General features: G+C 56.2%; 16 protein-coding genes. 11 read left to right on the top strand and 5 right to left on the bottom strand.

The features are described 5' to 3' along the window. The first annotated feature begins 55 nt into the window (after positions 1–55). Entirely contained in the window at positions 56–541 is a 486-nt protein-coding gene (locus ACR9FF_RS28625) for a CcdC family protein (protein WP_248756680.1), read from the top strand. Positions 542–770: 229 nt separating this feature from the next. Next, positions 771–1,316, top strand: coding sequence for a glutathione peroxidase (locus ACR9FF_RS28620; protein WP_127499441.1), 546 nt, complete (start codon positions 771–773; stop codon positions 1,314–1,316). 71 nt (positions 1,317–1,387) lie between these two features. Here the strand turns inward: ACR9FF_RS28620 and ACR9FF_RS28615 are convergent, their stop codons facing one another. Beyond that, on the bottom strand, positions 1,388–1,972 hold the full coding sequence (locus ACR9FF_RS28615) for a hypothetical protein (protein ID WP_435167300.1): 585 nt from the start codon (positions 1,970–1,972) through the stop codon (positions 1,388–1,390). Further along, positions 1,972–2,505 carry a hypothetical protein gene (locus tag ACR9FF_RS28610; protein WP_127499437.1) on the bottom strand — a complete coding sequence of 178 codons (534 nt, stop codon included), beginning with the start codon at positions 2,503–2,505 and terminating at the stop codon, positions 1,972–1,974. The genes ACR9FF_RS28615 and ACR9FF_RS28610 overlap by 1 nt, the downstream gene beginning before the upstream one ends. 362 nt (positions 2,506–2,867) lie before the next feature. Between ACR9FF_RS28610 and ACR9FF_RS28605 the strand changes: the two genes are divergently transcribed. The 5 genes from ACR9FF_RS28605 (at position 2,868) to ACR9FF_RS28585 (ending at position 11,008) form a co-directional block, all read left to right on the top strand. Continuing rightward, entirely contained in the window at positions 2,868–3,173 is a 306-nt protein-coding gene (locus ACR9FF_RS28605; RefSeq protein ID WP_435167297.1) for a DUF6385 domain-containing protein, read from the top strand. Positions 3,174–3,182: 9 nt separating this feature from the next. Further along, a complete protein-coding gene (locus tag ACR9FF_RS28600; protein WP_435167294.1) occupies positions 3,183–5,411 on the top strand; it encodes a beta strand repeat-containing protein in 2,229 nt (742 codons plus the stop codon). A 112-nt stretch (positions 5,412–5,523) separates the two neighbouring features. Further along, the gene (locus ACR9FF_RS28595; protein WP_435167291.1) at positions 5,524–7,668 is read left to right on the top strand and encodes a glycosyltransferase; all 2,145 of its coding nucleotides are present in this window, start codon (positions 5,524–5,526) and stop codon (positions 7,666–7,668) included. Beyond that, positions 7,625–9,133 (top strand): tetratricopeptide repeat-containing glycosyltransferase family 2 protein, encoded by a 1,509-nt coding sequence (locus tag ACR9FF_RS28590; protein ID WP_435167288.1) that lies wholly within the window; start codon positions 7,625–7,627, stop codon positions 9,131–9,133. Before ACR9FF_RS28595 ends, ACR9FF_RS28590 begins: the two co-directional genes overlap by 44 nt. Positions 9,134–9,145: 12 nt before the next feature. Further along, positions 9,146–11,008 carry a tetratricopeptide repeat-containing glycosyltransferase family 2 protein gene (locus tag ACR9FF_RS28585; RefSeq protein WP_435167285.1) on the top strand — a complete coding sequence of 621 codons (1,863 nt, stop codon included), beginning with the start codon at positions 9,146–9,148 and terminating at the stop codon, positions 11,006–11,008. A 217-nt stretch (positions 11,009–11,225) separates the two neighbouring features. Here ACR9FF_RS28585 and ACR9FF_RS28580 read toward each other — a convergent pair whose 3' ends face one another. From ACR9FF_RS28580 to ACR9FF_RS28570, 3 genes are read right to left on the bottom strand one after another with little or no spacing between them, the layout of a single operon-like run. After that, entirely contained in the window at positions 11,226–12,392 is a 1,167-nt protein-coding gene (locus ACR9FF_RS28580) for a glycosyltransferase family 4 protein (protein ID WP_435167282.1), read from the bottom strand. Continuing rightward, entirely contained in the window at positions 12,385–13,137 is a 753-nt protein-coding gene (locus ACR9FF_RS28575; protein WP_127497972.1) for a glycosyltransferase, read from the bottom strand. The genes ACR9FF_RS28580 and ACR9FF_RS28575 overlap by 8 nt, the downstream gene beginning before the upstream one ends. Positions 13,138–13,140: 3 nt before the next feature. Further along, positions 13,141–14,346 carry a tetratricopeptide repeat protein gene (locus ACR9FF_RS28570; RefSeq protein WP_201002508.1) on the bottom strand — a complete coding sequence of 402 codons (1,206 nt, stop codon included), beginning with the start codon at positions 14,344–14,346 and terminating at the stop codon, positions 13,141–13,143. Between the two features lie 152 nt (positions 14,347–14,498). Here ACR9FF_RS28570 and ACR9FF_RS28565 point away from each other — a divergent pair, with 152 nt between their 5' ends. The 4 genes from ACR9FF_RS28565 (at position 14,499) to ACR9FF_RS28550 (ending at position 19,068) form a co-directional block, all read left to right on the top strand. Continuing rightward, entirely contained in the window at positions 14,499–15,872 is a 1,374-nt protein-coding gene (locus tag ACR9FF_RS28565) for a sodium-dependent transporter (RefSeq protein ID WP_435167278.1), read from the top strand. 98 nt (positions 15,873–15,970) lie between these two features. Next, positions 15,971–17,632, top strand: a complete 1,662-nt coding sequence (locus ACR9FF_RS28560; protein ID WP_127497981.1) for a glutamine--tRNA ligase/YqeY domain fusion protein — start codon at positions 15,971–15,973, stop codon at positions 17,630–17,632. A gap of 220 nt (positions 17,633–17,852) precedes the next feature. Beyond that, the gene (locus ACR9FF_RS28555; protein ID WP_201002504.1) at positions 17,853–18,260 is read left to right on the top strand and encodes an RDD family protein; all 408 of its coding nucleotides are present in this window, start codon (positions 17,853–17,855) and stop codon (positions 18,258–18,260) included. A gap of 307 nt (positions 18,261–18,567) precedes the next feature. Beyond that, complete coding sequence (locus ACR9FF_RS28550; RefSeq protein ID WP_127497963.1) at positions 18,568–19,068, top strand: GNAT family N-acetyltransferase; 501 nt, start codon at positions 18,568–18,570, stop codon at positions 19,066–19,068. Positions 19,069–19,121: the final 53 nt, after the last annotated feature.

Raw genomic sequence — 19,121 nt, 5'->3', positions numbered from 1 at the left:
AATTTTGCAGTACGATGGATCTAGCTAACCTATTTTGAAATGAGGATAGATAACGATGCTATCTGCAAATACACATCTCATTCAAGTGGCGTCCATCGTTTTTTCGGTATGTGCCGGTCTGACGCTTATCATTCTTCGCATGCGGGCGGGCAAACAGCCGACGAACCTGCGTAAAATCATCGCACCGCCGCTTGGCATGTCGACGGGCTTTATCATGTTTGCTTTTCCGGTTACCCATATCCACTGGCTGTGGGGGTTATCGGCTTTCGGCACGGGGCTCTTAATCTTCTCGTTCCCGCTTATCGTCACGACACGTCTCGAGAGAGTCGAATCCGATATATTCGTTCGCCGTTCCAAGGCGTTTATTTTTATCATGCTGACCTTGCTGGCCATCCGGCTGGCGCTGCACAGCGTAGTCGAGCAATATATGTCGATCCCGCAGACCGGCGCTTTGTTCTACCTGCTCGCGTTTGGGATGATTCTCCCGTGGCGTTTCGCCATGGTTGGCGATTATATGCGATTGCAAAAGGCAGAAATGTAAGGAGTGGGGCGTGCCGCGTGCACGCTCTTTTTTTGACCGCAATCAAGACGACTTATTGGCTTTGTGCCTGGTGCGTTGATGTGGAGCGGTAGCTGCAAGAGGTAAACTTCCTCTTAAATTTGTATCCGTAATGGTCAGCACAATGTTTGACACAGGGTATCGGAATGTGATATAAATTGTATACAATTTAATTTTGATCAAATCATTTTTATTCAGAGGAGGATTCATCATGAGCGTTTATTCATTTGAAGCGGATACAATTAGAGGGCAGCAAGTTAGCCTCGAGGATTACAAGGGCAAGGTGCTGGTCATCGTAAATACAGCAAGCAAATGCGGCTTTACGCCTCAGTATTCCGATCTGCAGAAGGTATACGAGCAATATAAGGATCAAGGACTAGAAATTCTGGGCTTCCCGAGCAATCAGTTCGGCGAACAGGAGCCGGGATCGAATTCGGATGTGCAGGAATTTTGCCAGATCAACTATGGCGTATCCTTCCCGCTGTTTGCGAAAACGGATGTCCGCGAGGAATCGGCTCATCCTTTGTTCAAATATTTGACGGAGCAAGCTCCTTTCCACGGCTTTGACACCTCGGAGCCAAGCGGCAAAATGCTTCATGCTTTCCTGTCGGAGAAGCTGCCTCATTACCTGGAAGGAAACGATGTGAAATGGAACTTCACGAAGTTTCTCATTGACCGCCAGGGCAATGTAATCAAACGGTTCGAATCGACGGACGAGCCGCTGAATATGGTCGAAGATATTCAAAAACTGCTGTAATCCCATACGGTGTTAATGAAAAGCTCATGCTGCCCGCGATAAGGCCGCATGGGCTTTTTTTGCTGTGCAGCTCAAACCTCCCACCAGATGACCTCCACGCCGACCCCCAACAGGCCAAGTACGGTCAAAGTGCCTACCACGTTAATGGTTAAAGTCTGTCCCGGCGGTACGGCGACGCCTCCGCCAACGGAAAAGGAGAACGGCCCCGGCTGCAGCGGATAAAGAATAAAAGCCGTCCCGCCCGTTACGGCGTTAATGGAGGTGGTAACGGAAGCAACGCTGGCCGTCCCGCTTCCCAAGTTAAGATTGACCGGCGTTACGGTCGTTGGAGAAGCGATGGTTCCGCCGCTGTAGATCGTCACTTGCGCGGAAAAGCTCGAGAGCAGGCTTAACGAAATGTTGGTATATCCGATGATCTGTCCAAGGTATACGGTTTTGCCGCTGCCCGAAGGATTGGCGATGCGGACCGAGCTATTGACGCTACCTCCTAATACCCCTAAGGACAAGCTGTTAGAAGCGTTAATGGTGAAGGCCCCGCCGGCTTGCACGGAAGTGCCGGACTGAGCCGGAATTTCGGATCCGGGCTGCGTGTAGGAGTTGGCTGCCGCTCCGTACAAGGGCCCATTGGAGCCATCGAATATCGGGTTATTCGGCATTAAAACTCCCACCACGAAATATTGGCCGCCGCCGTAATGGCACCGGTACCAACGGAAATGGTGACTGAACGGTTAGGCGCTACAATAAGTCCTCCTGCAAAAGCAACCTCAAACATCCCCGCCGCCAGCAGAGTGGTATAGAACAGCGTTGGCGTGCCCGATACGCTGCCGGTTGCTACCCGTGAGGTAGCCACGCTTGTTGTCGCATTCCCAAGCTGCATGTTAAACGGAGTTGGCGTTGTACCGCCCGTGACCGTACCTCCCGAATAAAGGTTCACCGTTGCCGCCGCACTCACCCCACCGCTAATTTTTGAAACATACAGCGACCTTCCGCTGCCGTTTGGATTGGATATCTGAATCAATAAGTTGGAGCCCGCCCCTACGGCCGTGCTAGCCGAAGTAACCATAAAAAAGCGGCCGTTCGCAGCAGCGTCTTCTTCAGGAGGAGCCACGATGGCAGGACTGCTGTAGCGGTTATTCAGCAAAATATAAAGCGGATTGTTCTCGCTGTTGAATACGGAATAATTCGTCAATTGTCCCCACCTCTTGTATCGAAATGCTTGCCACATTATATGGTGGAAAAGCCGGATTCGTATGGGGATTTACCGATGAGACGGAAGTTAGGTGAATCTACAGGCGTCAATCGCCGCCGCGGACAAATTCATTTACACATAAAGTAATGGAAGCATGGACATCGAGGAGAAGAGGAGAAATGGGAAAAGCAGCAGGATGCAAACATAGAAGACCACGCCGTTGCCGCAAAAAGCCTTTAAAGCCCAGAAAACGTCATATTCCCCGGAGACGTGTTTGCCGCAAGGGCAAAGACGGCAGCTGTTGTCAAAGTTTCCGATCCATTGAGTATGAAGAAGCTGCGACCTCGGATGAATTCGTCCCAATGCCCAAACAAGACACGGCTTTGGACTTGGTATTTTCTTACGCAGTACTGAATCGGGGGAAAAATGCAGCCGTTGTACGCCTGGAGGTTGGCCCGAACGGAGTGGATTTCGCAAGCGACTACGAGAGTGTTGTTGAGCCGGGTGGCATGGCTATTATGACTCCGTCGAGATTTATGCATTTTACAAGACTCTCGATAAGGTCGCAGCAGCCAGGGGCTCCAACTTTAATCCAGGTGTATTATCAGGCGCAGCGGGCCCGGATGACTCCGGTTCATGAATTTCATTTTCTAAGAGAAAATAGGTGATGGGAAGGAATGCCCAATTTTTCGACATTTAATCCGAATCCGGATAATTTACGCACTTTAATCTTTGGAAAAGACAGTACGGATACGGCGCGGCCGCTGGCAGTGGACACAAGCGGTAATCTGGTTACCGTAATGCTTGACGGTACGATCAGCAGTATTCTGGGTGTAACGATTACGGCAGGGACAGTGGCTATCTCCGGCGGCACGGTTGGGGTGACCGGAACGGTGGCCGTGTCCGGAGGAACGGTCGACGCTACAATTACGGGCGGCACGATCAGCGCCGTACTTGGCACCACGATTACGGCCGGTACGGTGGCGATCTCAGGAGGTACAGTCGCGGTATCGGGCGGCACAGTCGCCGTGTCTGGCGGAACAGTAGCCGTATCCGGCGCAACGGTTACGGGCGGGACGATAGATGCCGTGCTTGGCGCCACCATTACCGCAGGAACCATCAACGCCGTGCTTGGCACCACGATTACGGCCGGTACGGTAGCGATTTCAGGCGGTACAGTCGCGGTATCGGGCGGCACCTTTGAAATAGCTGGTGGAACGGTGGCGGTATCCGGTGCAACCGTAACGAGCGGCACGCTGGATGCCGTGCTAGGCGCGACGATTACTGCAGGAACATTGAACGCGTTACTTGGCGCGACGATCACAGGCGGAACCATTAACGCCGTGCTTGGCACCACGATCACGGCGGGTACGGTAGCGATCTCAGGCGGTACAGTCGCGGTATCGGGCGGCACGTTCGAAATAGCCGGAGGAACGGTGGCAGTGTCCGGTGCGACAATTACGGCGGGCACATTGGATGCGTTGCTGGGGGCAACCATTACGGCGGGAACACTGGATGCCGTGTTAGGCGCGACGATTACGGCAGGAACGTTGGATGCCGTGTTAGGCGCGACCATTACAGCCGGAACGATTACAGCCGTGCTCGGCACCACGATCACGGCGGGTACAGTAGCAGTCTCCGGAGGAACCGTTGCGCTGTCGGGCGGTACGGTTGCAGTGTCCGGTGCGACGATTACAGCGGGAACGCTGGATGCGTTGCTAGGAGCAACGATCACGGCCGGAACGTTGACGGCGGTACTTGGAACAACAATCACCGCAGGTACAGTGGCAGTGTCTGGAGCAACGATAACCGGAGGCACATTAAACGCCGTGCTCGGCACGACGATTACAGCCGGTACTGTTGCGATTTCCGGAGGAACCGTTGCACTGTCGGGTGGCACGGTGGCGGTGTCTGGCGCAACAATCACAGCGGGCACGATAGATGCGTTGCTAGGAGCAACGATCACGGCCGGAACGTTGACGGCGGTACTTGGAACAACAATCACCGCAGGTACAGTGGCAGTGTCTGCAGCAACGATAACTGGAGGTACATTAAACGCCGTGCTCGGCACGACGATTACAGCCGGTACTGTTGCGATTTCCGGAGGAACCGTTGCGCTGTCGGGCGGTACGGTTGCAGTGTCCGGCGCTACGATTACAGCGGGAACGCTGGATGCGTTGCTAGGAGCAACGATCACGGCCGGAACGTTGACGGCGGTACTTGGAACAACCATCACGGCAGGTACAGTGGCGGTGTCTGCAGCAACGATAACCGGAGGCACGTTAAACGCCGTGCTCGGCACCACGATTACAGCCGGTACGGTTGCAGTGTCTGGCGCGACAATCACAGCGGGCACGCTGGATGCGTTGCTAGGAGCAACGATCACGGCCGGAACGTTGACGGCGGTACTTGGAACAACAATTACCGCAGGTACAGTGGCGGTGTCTGCAGCAACGATAACCGGAGGCACGTTAAATGCCGTACTTGGCACGACGATTACAGCCGGTACCGTGACTGCGTTGCTGGGAGCAACGATTACGGCGGGAACTTTAAGCAGCGTCACTTCAATTTCTCAAAAGAGCTTCCAAGAAGTAGCGAACCTGAATAACCTAACAGCAGATGCATATACGGCTGTGCCGGCCATTACGACCAGCGTATTCGGCACTTATTCTTACTTTGTCTACAACAAAGGCCCGGGAACGAATGCAGCGACTGCACGTGTTGAGATCAGCGCCAACGGAACGAACTGGTATACCGACGTGGAGAGCGTAACGGGAATCGCGGTAGGCTCGGTTGACGTGCTGGTTCCGCAGCGTTTCCTGAAATATACGAGACTGGCCTACCGTTCGACAACGACCGGAAGCCCAACCACCGTCGACGTATATTTCAATGGCCAAGGCACGTAAGCGCAGGCTTACGAGTAAGAATTACCGCAAAAACCGCGCTAATTCTTGGCGTATGCTTACGAAGTAAGAATTACCGCAAAAACCGCGTTAATTCTTTTTAGGAGGGTTAAAAATGCTGCTCGGTGTTCACATCATCGTACGCAATGAAGAGGATATGCTTCCGGAATGCCTGGACAGCATTCGCGGCATAGCCGATGAGCTCATCGTTGTCGACACGGGTTCGACGGACGGAACGGTGGACATTGCCCTGCGGTATGGAGCAAGAGTGATTAAGGCGGAGTGGGAGGATAACTTCTCCTCCGCCCGCAATCTGGCATTGGAGCACGCGCGCACCATATGGGTTCTGGTTCTGGATGCGGATGAACGACTGAGGGGGGATTTGCAGTCGCTGAGGCAGGGGCTGCGAAAAGCCGATTCGTCCGCATACCGGCTGCGAATGGAGCATCTGCTCGATGCCTCCAATACGGGACGCAGCATGACGAGCGAAGCCGTGCGTCTGTTCCGTGCGGACCGTGGCTACTCCTATTATGGAGAAATTCACGAGCAGCTCGTCCGTGTCCGGGAGACGGAGGGCGGCAGCATCATGATGGATGTGGACGGTCCGCTATGCGCCGGGACTCCGCACATTGCCCATATCGGGTACATGCCAGATGTGCTGCGGCGCAAATCCAAAGCGGAACGGAATTTACGGGTCATTTCCAGGCAGCTGACCAAGCGGCCGAATGACCCTTTTTGCCTATACAATTACGGGGTTACGTTATGCCAGCTTGGAAATGCCGAAGAAGCGGCGGCGGCCTTCGACAAAGCGCTTGTCTACACGCCTCTGACCGCTCCCTACCGGCCGACGCTGGTTAGAGATTACGCAACCGCGCTACTTGCTCTATCCCGGAATGGGGAGGCTGCCGAGCTGCTTCGGGGGGAGACGCTCCGGTATCCCGATTACCCGGACCTGTATATGCTGCAGGGCAACAGCTTGTCGGCATCAGGAATGCTGTTGGAGGCAAAGGAGGCTTATGAGACTGCTCTCGAAGCAGGCGCAAAACCTCATTCCTATATTTCCGAAAATGGAGCGGGCAGCTACCTGGCACAGCTTCGCCTGGCATCCGTATTGCAGCGGACAGGGGAGGCTGATGCAGCCCTGCTGGCATACGAAGCCTTGCTTGGCGCCAAGCCGGGATGGGAAGAGGCTTTGTCAGCCTGGGCGGATTACCTTCAGCAGCTTGGCGTGTCCGACCAGGAGATCCGTCAGAAGTTAAGCGGTTTTACCGGTAATGAAGGTGCAGAACCGAATAAGCTGATGGCTCGCGTCTTAAGCCGTATCGGCGCCAACAGTATGGCGTTGCCTCTATGGAGGGAAGCGCTCCAGTCGAAATCCGCGTCAGCGGTTGACGGCCCGATAGCAATAAAGCTTACTTTGTCCGATATACGGGGGTTTGCTGACTGTCTGATCGGGACCGGTCAATATGCGGAGGCGGCCTCGCAAATTCGGGCTTGGCTTCAGGCGGTTCATCCGTACGCAGAAGAAGAGCCTTCCAATGAGACCCTTCAGTTAGGCATGGACTGGGCTTTATGCCGCTGGAATGACGGGGTGCAGATCAGCCGGGAGGAGCTGGCGGCTGTGCTTGGAGGAGGAAGCGTTGCCCGCGAGGCGGAGCAGCTGAACGGCTGGCTTCCTGCGGGGCAAGGGCCGCGGAACAAAATCGCGAAGGAGCAGGAGCTCGCTGCGGCTGTCCGCTGGCTGGATACGGCGGTGAGCCGGGGAATGCTGCGTCTTGCGCACCGGCTGGCAGGCGGCTTTTACGGACTGAAGCCATACTTCGAAACCCTCCTCTATGACCACGGTTACGTGGATGCCGCCGCGGAACAAATGCTGGACCGTTTCGAGAAGGAGGGCCGTTTGACCGGGGAGCAAGCCTTCCGTCTGGGGGAACTGCTGTATTTGAAAAAGCTGTACAACGAAGGCTTATCCTTGTTCGATAGTTCGGTGGAAAGCGACAAAAGCGGCGTTTACGCGCAAAGAGCGCGATTGGGAGCCGCTGCCGCATGCCTGCAGCTTGCTATTGAAGCTCTCCAGCCGGATGAGTACAGCGGGACCCGCAATTGGGATGGCAGCTGGTCAGAGCCGGACCGGGTGAAGCTGCAGGAAGCATTGCTCCGAGTGGAGTGGATGGGCTGGCAGACCAGCTGGAACGGACGGCAAAGGAGGCGCGTGAATGGCGGAACAGCGGAAGCGGATTTCCTTATGCATGATCGTTAAGAACGAGGAGAAGCATTTGCCCGGCTGTCTCGACAGCGTGCTTGGCATAGCTGACGAGATCATTATCGTCGATACCGGTTCGACCGATGAGACCATTGCGATAGCGGAGCGGTACGGAGCGCAGGTAATCCGGAGCGGGTGGGAGCATGATTTTGCCAAAGCGCGGAACATAGGGGTGGAGCGGGCCAGCGGGGAATGGATTCTGTTCCTTGACGCGGATGAACAGCTGGATGCGGCAACAAAATCCCAGCTGCTCGAGTATGCCGGCCATGGGGAACTGTCCGCCCTGCTTCTCCAGATCAGAAACCAGGTTGGGCCGGACCATGATCAAGGCTCGACGATCCATCCCGTGCTTCGGATGTTCCGGAATGACCCTGCCCACCGGTTCGAAGGGCGGATTCACGAGCAGATTTCGTTTTCGATTTTAAGGAAAAACCCATCGGCCCGTTTTCATCTCACCGATGTCGTTATCCATCATTATGGCTATCGGACTCAGGTGGTGGCGGAGAAAAACAAGCTGCAGCGCAATATGGAGCTGCTCGAGCTTGCGCTTGCGGAGGACCCGGGCAATACGTTCCACCGCTATAATATCGGGGTTGAATATTTACGGAATAACCGGGCGGCGGAAGCGCTCGATGCGTTCCGGATTGCCAAGCGTTCCGCCGGCTTCGAGCAGCTCTCTTACGCGCATCTGGTGCTGAAATACGAATCGCTAAGCCTCCAGCTGCTTGGCAGATGGGAGGAAGCCGCGGCTGCGGCGAAGGAAGGCACGGCTATTTTTCCCGACTATACGGATTTGTGGCATTATATCGCGCTTTGCTCAGCAAGCACCGGGCGGTTCAAGAATGCGATGGAAGCCGCCGAAAAAGCGCTGGAGCTAGGAGCGGCGCCCGCCCGCTACCATACGGAGGGCGGAATGGGAACGTTCCGGACGGCTTATCTGCAAGGACGAATCTATGAAGCGTTGCATGATGAGCAGGGTGTGGAGCAAGCTTACATGAAGGCGCTGCGGTTTAAGCCCAGCTTGCTGCCGCCACTTTTCCGGCTTTGCAAATACATGCGGACCGCCGGCCGCGAAGGCCAGCTTGCCGCATGGATGGCAAGGCGGATCTCCTGCCCGGATGAAGCGGCTATGCTGAAGCTGGCCGGGGTGATGGTTGCCAGCGGCTGCCCGGACAGCGCGGTTGCGTATTTGGAATGGCAAGCGGAACTGTATAAGGAGCCCGGGCTCCGGCACTCTCTTTCCGTGCAGGCGAATGCTTTGCGCGACGGGGATTACGGCGGGCTGCCTTTTGCGGGCTGGCTTGGCAAGGACGAGGCGGAAGATACGCTGTCATCCGCGGCATACTGGAGGGAACGTGCGGAGCAGTATTTGGAACGGGTACAGCAGTCGAAGGAGCGCTCTGCCGAAAGGCAAGCCCTTCAAAGCATCCGCCTGCTGCTGCCCGGATTTGAAGGGTGGTAAGGAGGGGCCAGGATGGAAGAGAAGCTTCCGATATCGCTGTGCATGATTGTCCGGGACGAGGAATTATTCCTGCCGGATTGTCTGGCCGCGGCGGCTCCTTATTGCTCGGAGATCATAGTGGCGGATACGGGTTCGGCAGACCGGACAGCAGACATAGCGGAAGCTTACGGTGCAAAAGTGCTGCGGATTGCCTGGCAGGATGATTTTGCATTGGCCCGCAATGCGGCAATCGAGCAGGCCTCTCAGCCGTGGATTCTGGTGCTGGATGCGGATGAACGGCTTCTCCCGCTTCCCATGGAGGATTGGAGACGGCTGCTGCTGTCGGAAGAGCAATGCTACGGTTATTTAATAGAGATCAGAAGCAGGGTTGAAGGCATGGTAGGGGAGGAAGAGGTCTCGGACGCGGTCTGCCGGCTTTTCCGAAACGATCCGAGGATCCGGTTCTCCGGCGCTATTCACGAGGAAGCGGCAACGGCCGTCTCGGCCTGCGGAGAAGAAGCCCTGCGTTTTGCCCCGGTTGAAGTGCTTCATGAGGGGTACCGGCAGGCCGTTATGGTGAGACGCGGGAAGAAAGAGCGAAATAAAAGGATCCTGCTCTCTGCCCTGAACCGTGAACCGGAAAATCCGGTACTGCGGTATGCGATGGGGACGGAGTATTTTACTTACGGGGACTGGGAGCGGGCGGCCGAGTGGCTGGAGCCTATGGTGAACGGGGAAGAAGCGGCTGAAGACGCCGGCTATTTATCCGACATATGGCTGAAGCTGGTCCATGCGCTGCGGGCGCTTGGCAGGCTGGAGGAAGCGGAGCGGTATGCCCGTAGCGGGTTAACCAGGTATGGCGATTTTCCGGATTTGCATGAAGCTTACGCGGCGGTGTTGATGGAGATGGATCGGCCGGGCGAGGCCGGGTTGGTGCTCGAGCGGGCATGCTTGGCTGGCAACCCTTCCGCGCGTTACTCTTCCGCCGCCGGCTCCGGAAGCTACCGGACGATGCTCGCCGCCGGTTACGCAGCGGAACGCAGCTATAACTGGGATCGGGCAGCCGAAGCCTATACGGCAGCGCTTGAGGCTAATCCCGGCTATCGGCCGGCATGGGAAAGGCTGGTTGTGCTCGGTACGCTTGACGCTGAATATAGAAGGCATTGGATGGCTGCTGCCAATCGCGCGGCGGCCACCGGCGATCATAGGCTTTGCCGCTTCATGCTGGAGCTGCTGGCTGACGCCGGTCTGCAGCTTGAGCCAGAGGCAAGCGGCCGGCTGATCGAAGGGCTGGCGGTGGGGGGAGCTTTTTGGAGCGGCCTTCTCGCCGCGCAGCAGGGCGATCCGTCCGCTGCCCGGCAGCGCTGGGCGCGGCTGCCGGATGCTTACCCAGGCAAGGGCGAGTATCTCGCCGCCCTTGCCTGGGTGGATGGCGGGCGGGCTGAGCCGCCGCCCGCCGGGCTTGCGCACGCGCTGCTCCGCGTGCGTGCCTGGCCCGCGTGGCTGCGGCTTTGCCCAGCCGCGCCAGCGCCTATGGCGGCGCCGGTTCCCGCGGCGCCGCTGCAATGGTGCGCGCTGCTAGGCGCTGCGCCGCCTGTGCCCGCGCTGGCCGCGGCACAGAGGCTGCGCGCGGCAGCGCAGCAGGGAGCGCCCGCGCGGCTTGCCGCGGGCGCTTTGCACTTCGCCGCGGGCGACATGCCCGCGGCGGCGGCGCAGTTTGCGGCTGCGCGCGAAGCGGCCGCGCAGCCATGGGTCTCGCGAGCCGCAGCGGCGGGGCTCGCGGCAGCGCTGGCTGCGCGCGCCCGTGGCACCGCGCAGGTCCCAGCGCTCGCAGCGCCGCTGCTCTGCGAGCGGGAGCTGATGCTGCGTGTAACCTCGGTACTATACAGCCTGTAAGCTCTTTTGTTCCGTGCTATACAGCTTGCGAACTCTAGCTTATATGACCTCTTCCATTGCACGAAATACAGTGTAATTCGAATTAGCGGGTCCACTTACAGGTATATCCTGCGCGTTCTGCAGAATATTGTGTTTAAACCTACCTCCATTCGCAGCCTTGATCGGCGGTTATCCTGTACAACGTGCAACGTAGCAGGCAGGCGGAAGCGCTGAGCCATCAGCGCCTCTCCGCCTCTCTTTTCGCAAGCTGCGCAGTAATAATCGCCTTCCATTCGGCGAGCCAGCGCGCCTGATCGAATGCGAGCGCCGCCCGCCGAGCGGCTGCGCCCAACCGGCGGCGCAATCGAGGCTGCTCGATCAGCTCGCTGACGGCCGCAGTGACGGCTTCTGCTGAAGTTGGGATCAGGCGGCCGTTTACGCCGTTGACGATAAGATCGTTCAACCCGCCAACATTGGTCGCGACAACGGGCAAGCCGCAGCTCATCGCCTCGAGGCAGGAGAGGGAGGTCCCTTCCGAGAACAACGTTGGGATGACCGCAATATCCGCTTGACGATAAGCCTCCCGGATCGTCTCGAACGTATATGTCCGGTGGAGGATGCGGTCGCGGTGAGGATGAGCCTCCTTCCATAAATAAAAGGCCGCCGCCATCATAGACCCGTCAATCAACTCGCCGGCGAATTCCACGGTCAGCGCCGGGTACCGGCTCAGCAGCTCATCCGCCGACAGCATCATCGTAACAAGCCCCCGCTCAAAGCTTAGCCTTCTCGGGAAAAGCACCCGCAGCCCTTCCGCGGAAAGAGAAGCGCCACCTCTCCGGGGAACAAACCGCGTGGTATCCACGGGATTGGGAAGCAGGGTAATTACGGCCGGATCCTCATACTCGCATACCGCCCTGCAATATGTCTGAAAATGCGAATCGACCGACACCACGAGGTCCAATTGCCGAAGCGCCTGATTAATATGCCGGGCGATCGATGCTTTCGTCTCGGCCGCAATGGAAGGAGTGTCCCAATTGATGCCGTGGCAGATGCCGATGCTTCCCGGGCGGTACCGGATCGGATGCCAGATGCAGCTGGCATAGATAAGAAGGCCTTCCGCGGATTCCGCCATCCGCTCGAAAGCCTCCGTAATCTTATCGGCTTCAAAAGGCCAGCCCCGTACCCGGATGCCTTCGTGGACGGTGTCAAAAGCCTCGTAATACGTCATCTGATAAACAACCGGAGTGAGTCCAAGCTCCTTGATCGCCCGGCATAACAAATCGACATACCGCTCCAGCCCGCCTCCGAACAACCGGGAATAATCCTGTCCGTAAGCGTTCAAATAGCTGTGGGTCAATATCGTCACCGTCTTTACGGCATACGGCTTTGCCATCGTCTTACCCATCGCGGCGCTCCCTCTCCTGCCATCGGATCAGCCTTGGATTCGGATCGAGGATCGAAGCGTAGTGGCCGAGATTGCCCCATTGTCCCTGCGGGTCGAGCTTCATATAACGGTCGTATTTCGCCCGCCGCTCCTCGGCGCTTCCCGCCCACCCGTAATGCTTGATCCGAAGGTCGGTATCGAGGCCTGGCAATGCGTTATAGGTAAAAGGAAGGCGGGTGGCGTGATGCGCCCGTTTCGGATACGCATAATGAAAGCCGGGCAAGTAGCGGACAAGCGTCATCATAGGCCGCTGATGGAGATTCCACCAGTCGTCCTCCCGGTAGTGGGTGACCGAATCCCAGAAATCGTACATCCGGAAGGAAACGGTATCGTAGTCATCCTGGTTAATAAGCTCCCTCATGGCCGCCTTTGCGCAGTCCTCGTAAAATTCATCCGCGTCCACGGCCAGCAGCCAATCCGGCGAGGTTTCCTCCGCCGCCCGCCACAGCTGCTCGCGCAGCAGCCATTCTTTATGGAACAACGAATCCTTATTCCGTACCAGCTTCACAACCTTCCCGAACGATGCGGCGAGCTCCGGCGTATCGTCCGTGCTTCCGTCATCCACGATAACAATCTCGTCTACAAAGCCGGACAAATCCGCAAGGGCCGCTTCCAGATAACGTCCGGCTTCGTTGCGGACCTGCATGATGGCGGTCAATTTATTGCCCGTTATTTTTCTTCCGCCTTTTCCGAGACCGCTGGCCATTCTTTAGTCAGCCTCCTTATCTCCCCGTGTCAGCTCCCGCGCAACGCCATCCATAACCGCCAGGTCAATCATGCCGTTTAATTCCTCCTGCCTGTGCTCTCCTGCCGCCAGAAAGCAGTGGATGGCCTCATGCCGCTTGCCTTTAAGCAGAAGAGCCGTTCCTTGCAGACGCAGCCACTGCCGGCGGTCGCCCGCCGACTTGCGGAGCCCGTCGTTGCCGAGCAAGAGAGCGCTGTCTAACCGGCCCATCGTAATGTAAGTAGCAGCAAGCAGCGCGCGGGCTTCCGGATCATCCGCAAGCGGCTCCAGCAGAGCTGCCGCTTTGCGGTAATCGTCATTCAGCCGGTATAGCTGGGCTTTGGCGAGCTCCCGCTTCCCGGCAGCCAGCCATTCGGATAATTGTTCGGCATTGCGCCATTCCGTTTCTCCTTGGGCGGTGTAGCCGTAGGTCCGTACGGCGTCCTGAACATGTCCCTGCTCCAGCTCGATGGCAGACAGGAACCGGTAGACGTTCTGAAGCGTATCCCTGCGGCCTTCGTGCAGCATTTGCTCGAAGGAGGCAAGCAGATGCTGTCGCGCGTATTCGGGTTCGCCGGTCAAATACCGGTAGACCGAATGGAAAAAGAGACCGTCTGCAAAGCCGCTTGGCTTGCTGCCCGCCGCCTGCTCCTGCTCCTGCTTCCGAAGCAGCTCATTCCGCCAGTTGGCCCTATGACGCTGCTGGAGGCGGATAAGCATGTCGGACTCGAAGCCGTCGCTATGCCATTCCACCGCCTGCCGGGCGAACAGATCGGAGGTTTCGTCCATCCCGTCCATTAGAAAGACACTTCCGCGGCGGAAGCACTGATCCAGATAGAAGGCCTCCGTACCGGCCACGACAAGCGTGGCATACGCGCATAGCCAGGCGCGGCATTTGCTCCACAGCTCTTCTTCATTAGATTCCGGTCCGGGCAGCATGGCAATAAGGCACTGCGGCTTCAGCGGCACGGCAATATGCACCCAGGCGGGGTGCATAACAATAGCGGCGACGCTGCCCCATTCCACGTTATTCAGCTGCTCCAAGCCGAGAGACTCGATTCCGTTTGGAGCATCGTCGGCAAATGCCATCAGCTTTCTTTTTGCGGCGAGCTCCTCCAGCCAGCCCCGAACGCCTGACGGAATTCCGCGCCAGCCGCCGGGAGGAAAGACGACAATCGGTTGTGCTGCCATGGCGCGATCACCATCCGTTCCACTCTTTTGGTTCTTGTATGAACGTATGAAAAATAGTACGATAACCATTCCGGTTTTTTCTCGAACTGGGAGCAAATAATAGGTTTTAACGACATCAGGTGAAGACACAAGGAAAGAGGTAGGTTTGTAAGATGGTTGATCAAAACAAGAGTACGGCTGCTGCATCGCTTGCGGATGGGGAAGAGCGGTTCTCGAAATCAGGATTCATTTTCGCGGCGATCGGCAGTGCGGTTGGTCTCGGCAACATGTGGAAATTCCCTTATATCACCGGCAAATACGGCGGCGCGGCATTTTTCCTCATGTTTATTGTCTGCCTTCTCGCTGTTGGCCTGCCGGTCCTGATGGCCGAGCTTGCGATCGGCCGCGGCGGCCGCGGCAGCGTATCGACCTCCTTTAACCGGCTGACCAAGCAAAAGGGCTGGGGAGCGCTTGGATTCCTCATGATCGCAGCGCCATTTTTGATTTTATCGTTCTATTCCGTTGTCGCAGGCTGGACGATGTATTATGCGGTCCGGTCATTCTCGGGTCAGCTGTTTAAGACGACGGATTACTCCGGCCAGTTCAATGCCTTCATCGGCAGCTGGCAGCCGGTATGGTGGATGCTTCTGGCGCTGGTGCTTACGGCGGCAGTTATTATTAAAGGCGTGTCGGCCGGGATTGAGAAGTTTAACAAGATCCTTATTCCGGGACTCGTTATTTTATTGCTGGTCCTCGTTGTCCGCGCTTTGACGCTCGACGGGGCGGGGGAGGGCGTATCGTTCTTCCTTAGTCCGGATTTCAGCAAGCTGACGGCCGAATCGGCCCTGGTTGCGCTAGGACATGCGTTCTTCTCCCTTTCCCTTGGCATGGGAACGATGATTACGTACGGTGCTTATGTGGACAAGAGACAGTCGCTTGGCGCGGGCACGATGGCGATTGGCCTAGGCGATCTGTTGTATGCCTTCCTGGCAGGCTTGATTATTTTCCCGACGTCCTTTGCATTCGGGATCGAGCCAGGCCAAGGGCCGGGTCTTGTGTTTGTGGCGTTGCCGGCTGCTTTTGCAGCGATGCCGCTCGGCAGTCTTTTTGGCGGATTATTCTTTATCCTTCTTGCGGTTGCCTCGTTAACTTCGACAGTTGGTCTCCTGGAAGTGCCGGTTGCCTTTATTCGCGAGCGGTATGGCTGGAGCCGCGGGCTTGCGGTAACGGTGATCACGGTGCTTCTCTTCCTGGTTGGCATCCCTTCCGCCGTGTCTGTAGGCGGGGCGGTAAGCGGACTGGATTTCGGGGGCAAGACGTTTTTCGACTGGATGGATTTCGTCTGCTCGAACATCATGCTGCCTCTTGGCGGCCTGATCGTGACCATCTTTGTGGGCTGGGTTTGGAAAAACGCAGCCGAAGAAGCGGGACTTACGGCGGCGTGGTTTTGGATCTGGTTGTTTATGGTGCGTTATATTGCCCCGATTCTCGTCGCCCTGATTCTGCTCTACTCCGCCGGCGCACTGGACTTCTTATTTAAAGGATAGTGTCTCCGCCTAGCAGTAGACAGTGTATTTTCTCGTAATTTTGTGTATGATAGGAAGATCATTAATTACGGGAAAGGTTGGTCGCCGTGGAAAACACAGTGGAGAATAAGGTATCATCCTCTAACTTTATCAAAAACATCGTCGTCGAAGATTTGAAAGAAGGCCACGTGCAGGAAATCGTGACCCGCTTTCCGCCGGAGCCTAACGGATATTTGCACATCGGACATGCCAAGTCGATCTGCTTGAACTTCGAGCTTGCCGATGAATTCAAAGGACGGACAAATCTTCGTTTCGACGATACGAATCCGGTAAAGGAAGATACGGAATACGTAGAGTCGATTAAGGAAGATGTGCGCTGGCTCGGCTTTGACTGGGATGATCTTCGTTTTGCATCCGACTACTTCGAAGAATTGTACAACCGCGCCGTTCTGTTGATCCGCAAAGGGAAAGCCTACGTGTGCGACCTGACTGCCGAGCAAATCCGCGAGACGCGCGGCACGCTGACGCAGCCCGGGCAAGACAGCCCTTACCGCGGCCGCACGGTCGAGGAGAATCTTGATCTGTTCGCTAGAATGCGGGCAGGCGAATTCAAGGACGGCGAGAAGGTGCTGCGCGCGAAGATCGACATGGCTTCGCCGAATATCAACTTCCGCGACCCGGTTCTGTACCGGATTGCCCATGCGCATCATCACCGCACGGGAGACGCGTGGTGCATCTACCCGATGTACGACTACGCGCATCCGATCAGCGACGCGATTGAAGGCATTACGCATTCGATCTGTACGCTGGAGTTCGCGGACCATCGTCCACTGTACGACTGGACCATCGCGGAATGCGAAATGGTTGACGTGCCGAAGCAATACGAGTTCGCCCGTCTGAACATTACGAATACCGTGATGAGCAAAAGAAAGCTGAAAGCGCTCGTGGACGAAGGCGTCGTTACCGGCTGGGACGACCCTCGCATGCCGACGATCAGCGGTCTGCGCCGCAAGGGCTATACGCCGGAAGCGATCCGCGCGTTCTGCCGCGAGATTGGCGTAGCGAAAGCGAACAGCACGGTCGACGAGCGGATGCTGGAGCATTTTATCCGGGAAGACCTGAAGCTGAAGGCGCTTCGCACGATGGCCGTATTGCAGCCTCTGAAGGTTGTTATTACGAACTATCCGGAAGGCCAAGTCGAGATGCTTGAAGCGGAGAACAATGCCGAGAACGAGGAAATGGGCACGCGCCAAATTCCGTTCTCCCGCGAAATCTATATCGAACAGGACGATTTCATGGAGAATCCTCCCGCGAAATACTTCCGTCTGTTCCCTGGCAACGAAGTGCGTCTGAAGCATGCTTACTTCATTACGTGCCAGGAAGTCATCAAGGATGCGGACGGCAACGTGATCGAGCTGCGCTGTACGTATGATCCGGCTACCAAGAGCGGTTCGGGCTTTAATGCCCGCAAAGTAAAAGGCACGATCCATTGGGTCGAAGCCTCGCAAGCCGTGCCGGCGGACTTCCGTCTGTACGAGCCGCTTATTACTAGCGAAGCCGAAGAGGAAGGCAAGCCGTTCCTCGAATGCATCAATCCGAACAATCAGCAAGTGCTGCAAGGCTTTGTTGAGCCGAACATGAAGGACGCGAAGAGCCATGACAAGTTCCAGTTCTTCCGCCACGGCTACTTCAATGTGGATCCGAAGGATTCGACGGGAGAGAAGCTGGTATTCAACCGGATTGTCTCGCTGAAGAGCTCGTTTGATCCGTCCAAAGCTTAAATAATCGCCATAGGCTGAGCAAGCCGGGCTGTCCTTACGGGATAGTCCGGCTTTTCTTTGAATTTATAAAAATGGTAAATAGAAGGAAAATGTAGAATGATGGCGAACTTTCTTGTGAACCGTCTGGTCCGGGCTTTAAGCGGGAGTCATAAGCCCGTATAGGTGGTAATAGGCTAAAGAAAGCCTATAAGCCAATAGAGAAAAAATAGGGAGGAACAACATGGATACTTATTACCGCGCAGGATTCTGGAGACGTTTGGGCGCCAATATTTTGGACGGCCTTATTATCGGCATTCCGCTTACCATTCTGGCCTTTATTATTTCGGGCGAGAGGGAGAATTCGTTTACGAACATTATTTCCTTCCTGTATTCCTTGCTGATTCCGGTTCTGTGGAACGGCTACACGATCGGGAAAAAGATTTGCGGCATTCAGATCCGCCGCCTGGACGGCAGGCCGCCGGGCATCGGTACAATGCTGCTGCGCAATGTCGTGGGCGGACTCGTCTATGCCGTAACCATTGGCATCGCCGCGGTTGTCAGCGCGTTTATGGTCGGCATGCGCGAGGACAAACGCGCCATTCACGATTTTATCGCGGGCACGGTTGTTGTTCACGACGGGGACGAGTAAATCGTTATGCAAGCCCTTAAGGCCCTCCGGGGGCCTTAAGGGCTTTGTTTTTGCCTTCGTAGTGGCCGATAAGGTCCCTAAAGGGCCTTAACCGCGCGGCAGAAAGAATTTATTGTTGAATTTTGAGAAGATCGGTCTACTCTTAAGGTTTCTGCGAGACCTTAAACTGTGAAACTAGCGGAAGAGCGAGAGAGTTCTAGGCTGGTTTTTAGAGGGTAGGAAAGGTTAAATTATTTACACGTGCGCAAAAATCGTTCAGGCTGTACAATCAAATAAAGGAAACATGAGGTCAAGGAGAGAACTACTTATGAACAATGATTTTACGATCCGAGATGCCGGGGTAGAGGATCTGCCCCGCATCGTCGAAATATACAACTCTACTATCGCATCCCGCCAGGTAACGGCTGATCTGGAGCCCGTATCGGTGGAGAGCAGAATGAGATGGTATGACGAGCATTCACCGGATTTTCGCCCGTTATGGGTGCTGGAGGAAGACGGCAAAATGCTGGCATGGCTGAGCTTCCAATCGTTCTATGGACGCCCGGCTTACAACGCAACGGCCGAGATCAGCATTTATATCGATCAGGAATACCGCGCGCGCGGTATCGGCTCGTTCCTGATTCAGAAGGCGCTTGAAGCAAGCCCGGGACTTGGTCTTCGCACGCTGCTCGGATTTGTATTTGGCCACAATGAGCCTAGCCTTGCCCTGCTGCGGAAATTTGGCTTCGAAGAGTGGGCGAACCTGCCGAAGGTAGCCGAGCTTGACGGGGTAGAGCGGGATTTGATTATTGTCGGACGCAAGATTTAATGCCGGCTAATTTGGTGATTCATGCCAAATGATTTATGCTGGAAGCAATAGGA

Source organism: Paenibacillus glycanilyticus (assembly GCF_051200795.1).
In the GTDB taxonomy this organism is placed as follows: domain Bacteria; phylum Bacillota; class Bacilli; order Paenibacillales; family Paenibacillaceae; genus Pristimantibacillus; species Pristimantibacillus glycanilyticus.
This window is presented reverse-complemented; position numbering and strand designations above follow the sequence as displayed.

Coding starts and splice junctions, on each gene's coding strand:
- ACR9FF_RS28620 (WP_127499441.1), top strand. CDS start 771: ATGAGCGTTTATTCATTTGAAGCGGATACAATTAGAGGGCAGCAAGTT.
- ACR9FF_RS28565 (WP_435167278.1), top strand. CDS start 14,499: ATGGTTGATCAAAACAAGAGTACGGCTGCTGCATCGCTTGCGGATGGG.
- ACR9FF_RS28555 (WP_201002504.1), top strand. CDS start 17,853: ATGGATACTTATTACCGCGCAGGATTCTGGAGACGTTTGGGCGCCAAT.
- ACR9FF_RS28580 (WP_435167282.1), bottom strand. CDS start 12,392: ATGGGTAAGACGATGGCAAAGCCGTATGCCGTAAAGACGGTGACGATA.
- ACR9FF_RS28605 (WP_435167297.1), top strand. CDS start 2,868: ATGCCCAAACAAGACACGGCTTTGGACTTGGTATTTTCTTACGCAGTA.
- ACR9FF_RS28585 (WP_435167285.1), top strand. CDS start 9,146: ATGGAAGAGAAGCTTCCGATATCGCTGTGCATGATTGTCCGGGACGAG.
- ACR9FF_RS28590 (WP_435167288.1), top strand. CDS start 7,625: ATGGCGGAACAGCGGAAGCGGATTTCCTTATGCATGATCGTTAAGAAC.
- ACR9FF_RS28600 (WP_435167294.1), top strand. CDS start 3,183: ATGCCCAATTTTTCGACATTTAATCCGAATCCGGATAATTTACGCACT.
- ACR9FF_RS28625 (WP_248756680.1), top strand. CDS start 56: ATGCTATCTGCAAATACACATCTCATTCAAGTGGCGTCCATCGTTTTT.
- ACR9FF_RS28595 (WP_435167291.1), top strand. CDS start 5,524: ATGCTGCTCGGTGTTCACATCATCGTACGCAATGAAGAGGATATGCTT.
- ACR9FF_RS28570 (WP_201002508.1), bottom strand. CDS start 14,346: ATGGCAGCACAACCGATTGTCGTCTTTCCTCCCGGCGGCTGGCGCGGA.
- ACR9FF_RS28615 (WP_435167300.1), bottom strand. CDS start 1,972: ATGCCGAATAACCCGATATTCGATGGCTCCAATGGGCCCTTGTACGGA.
- ACR9FF_RS28550 (WP_127497963.1), top strand. CDS start 18,568: ATGAACAATGATTTTACGATCCGAGATGCCGGGGTAGAGGATCTGCCC.
- ACR9FF_RS28575 (WP_127497972.1), bottom strand. CDS start 13,137: ATGGCCAGCGGTCTCGGAAAAGGCGGAAGAAAAATAACGGGCAATAAA.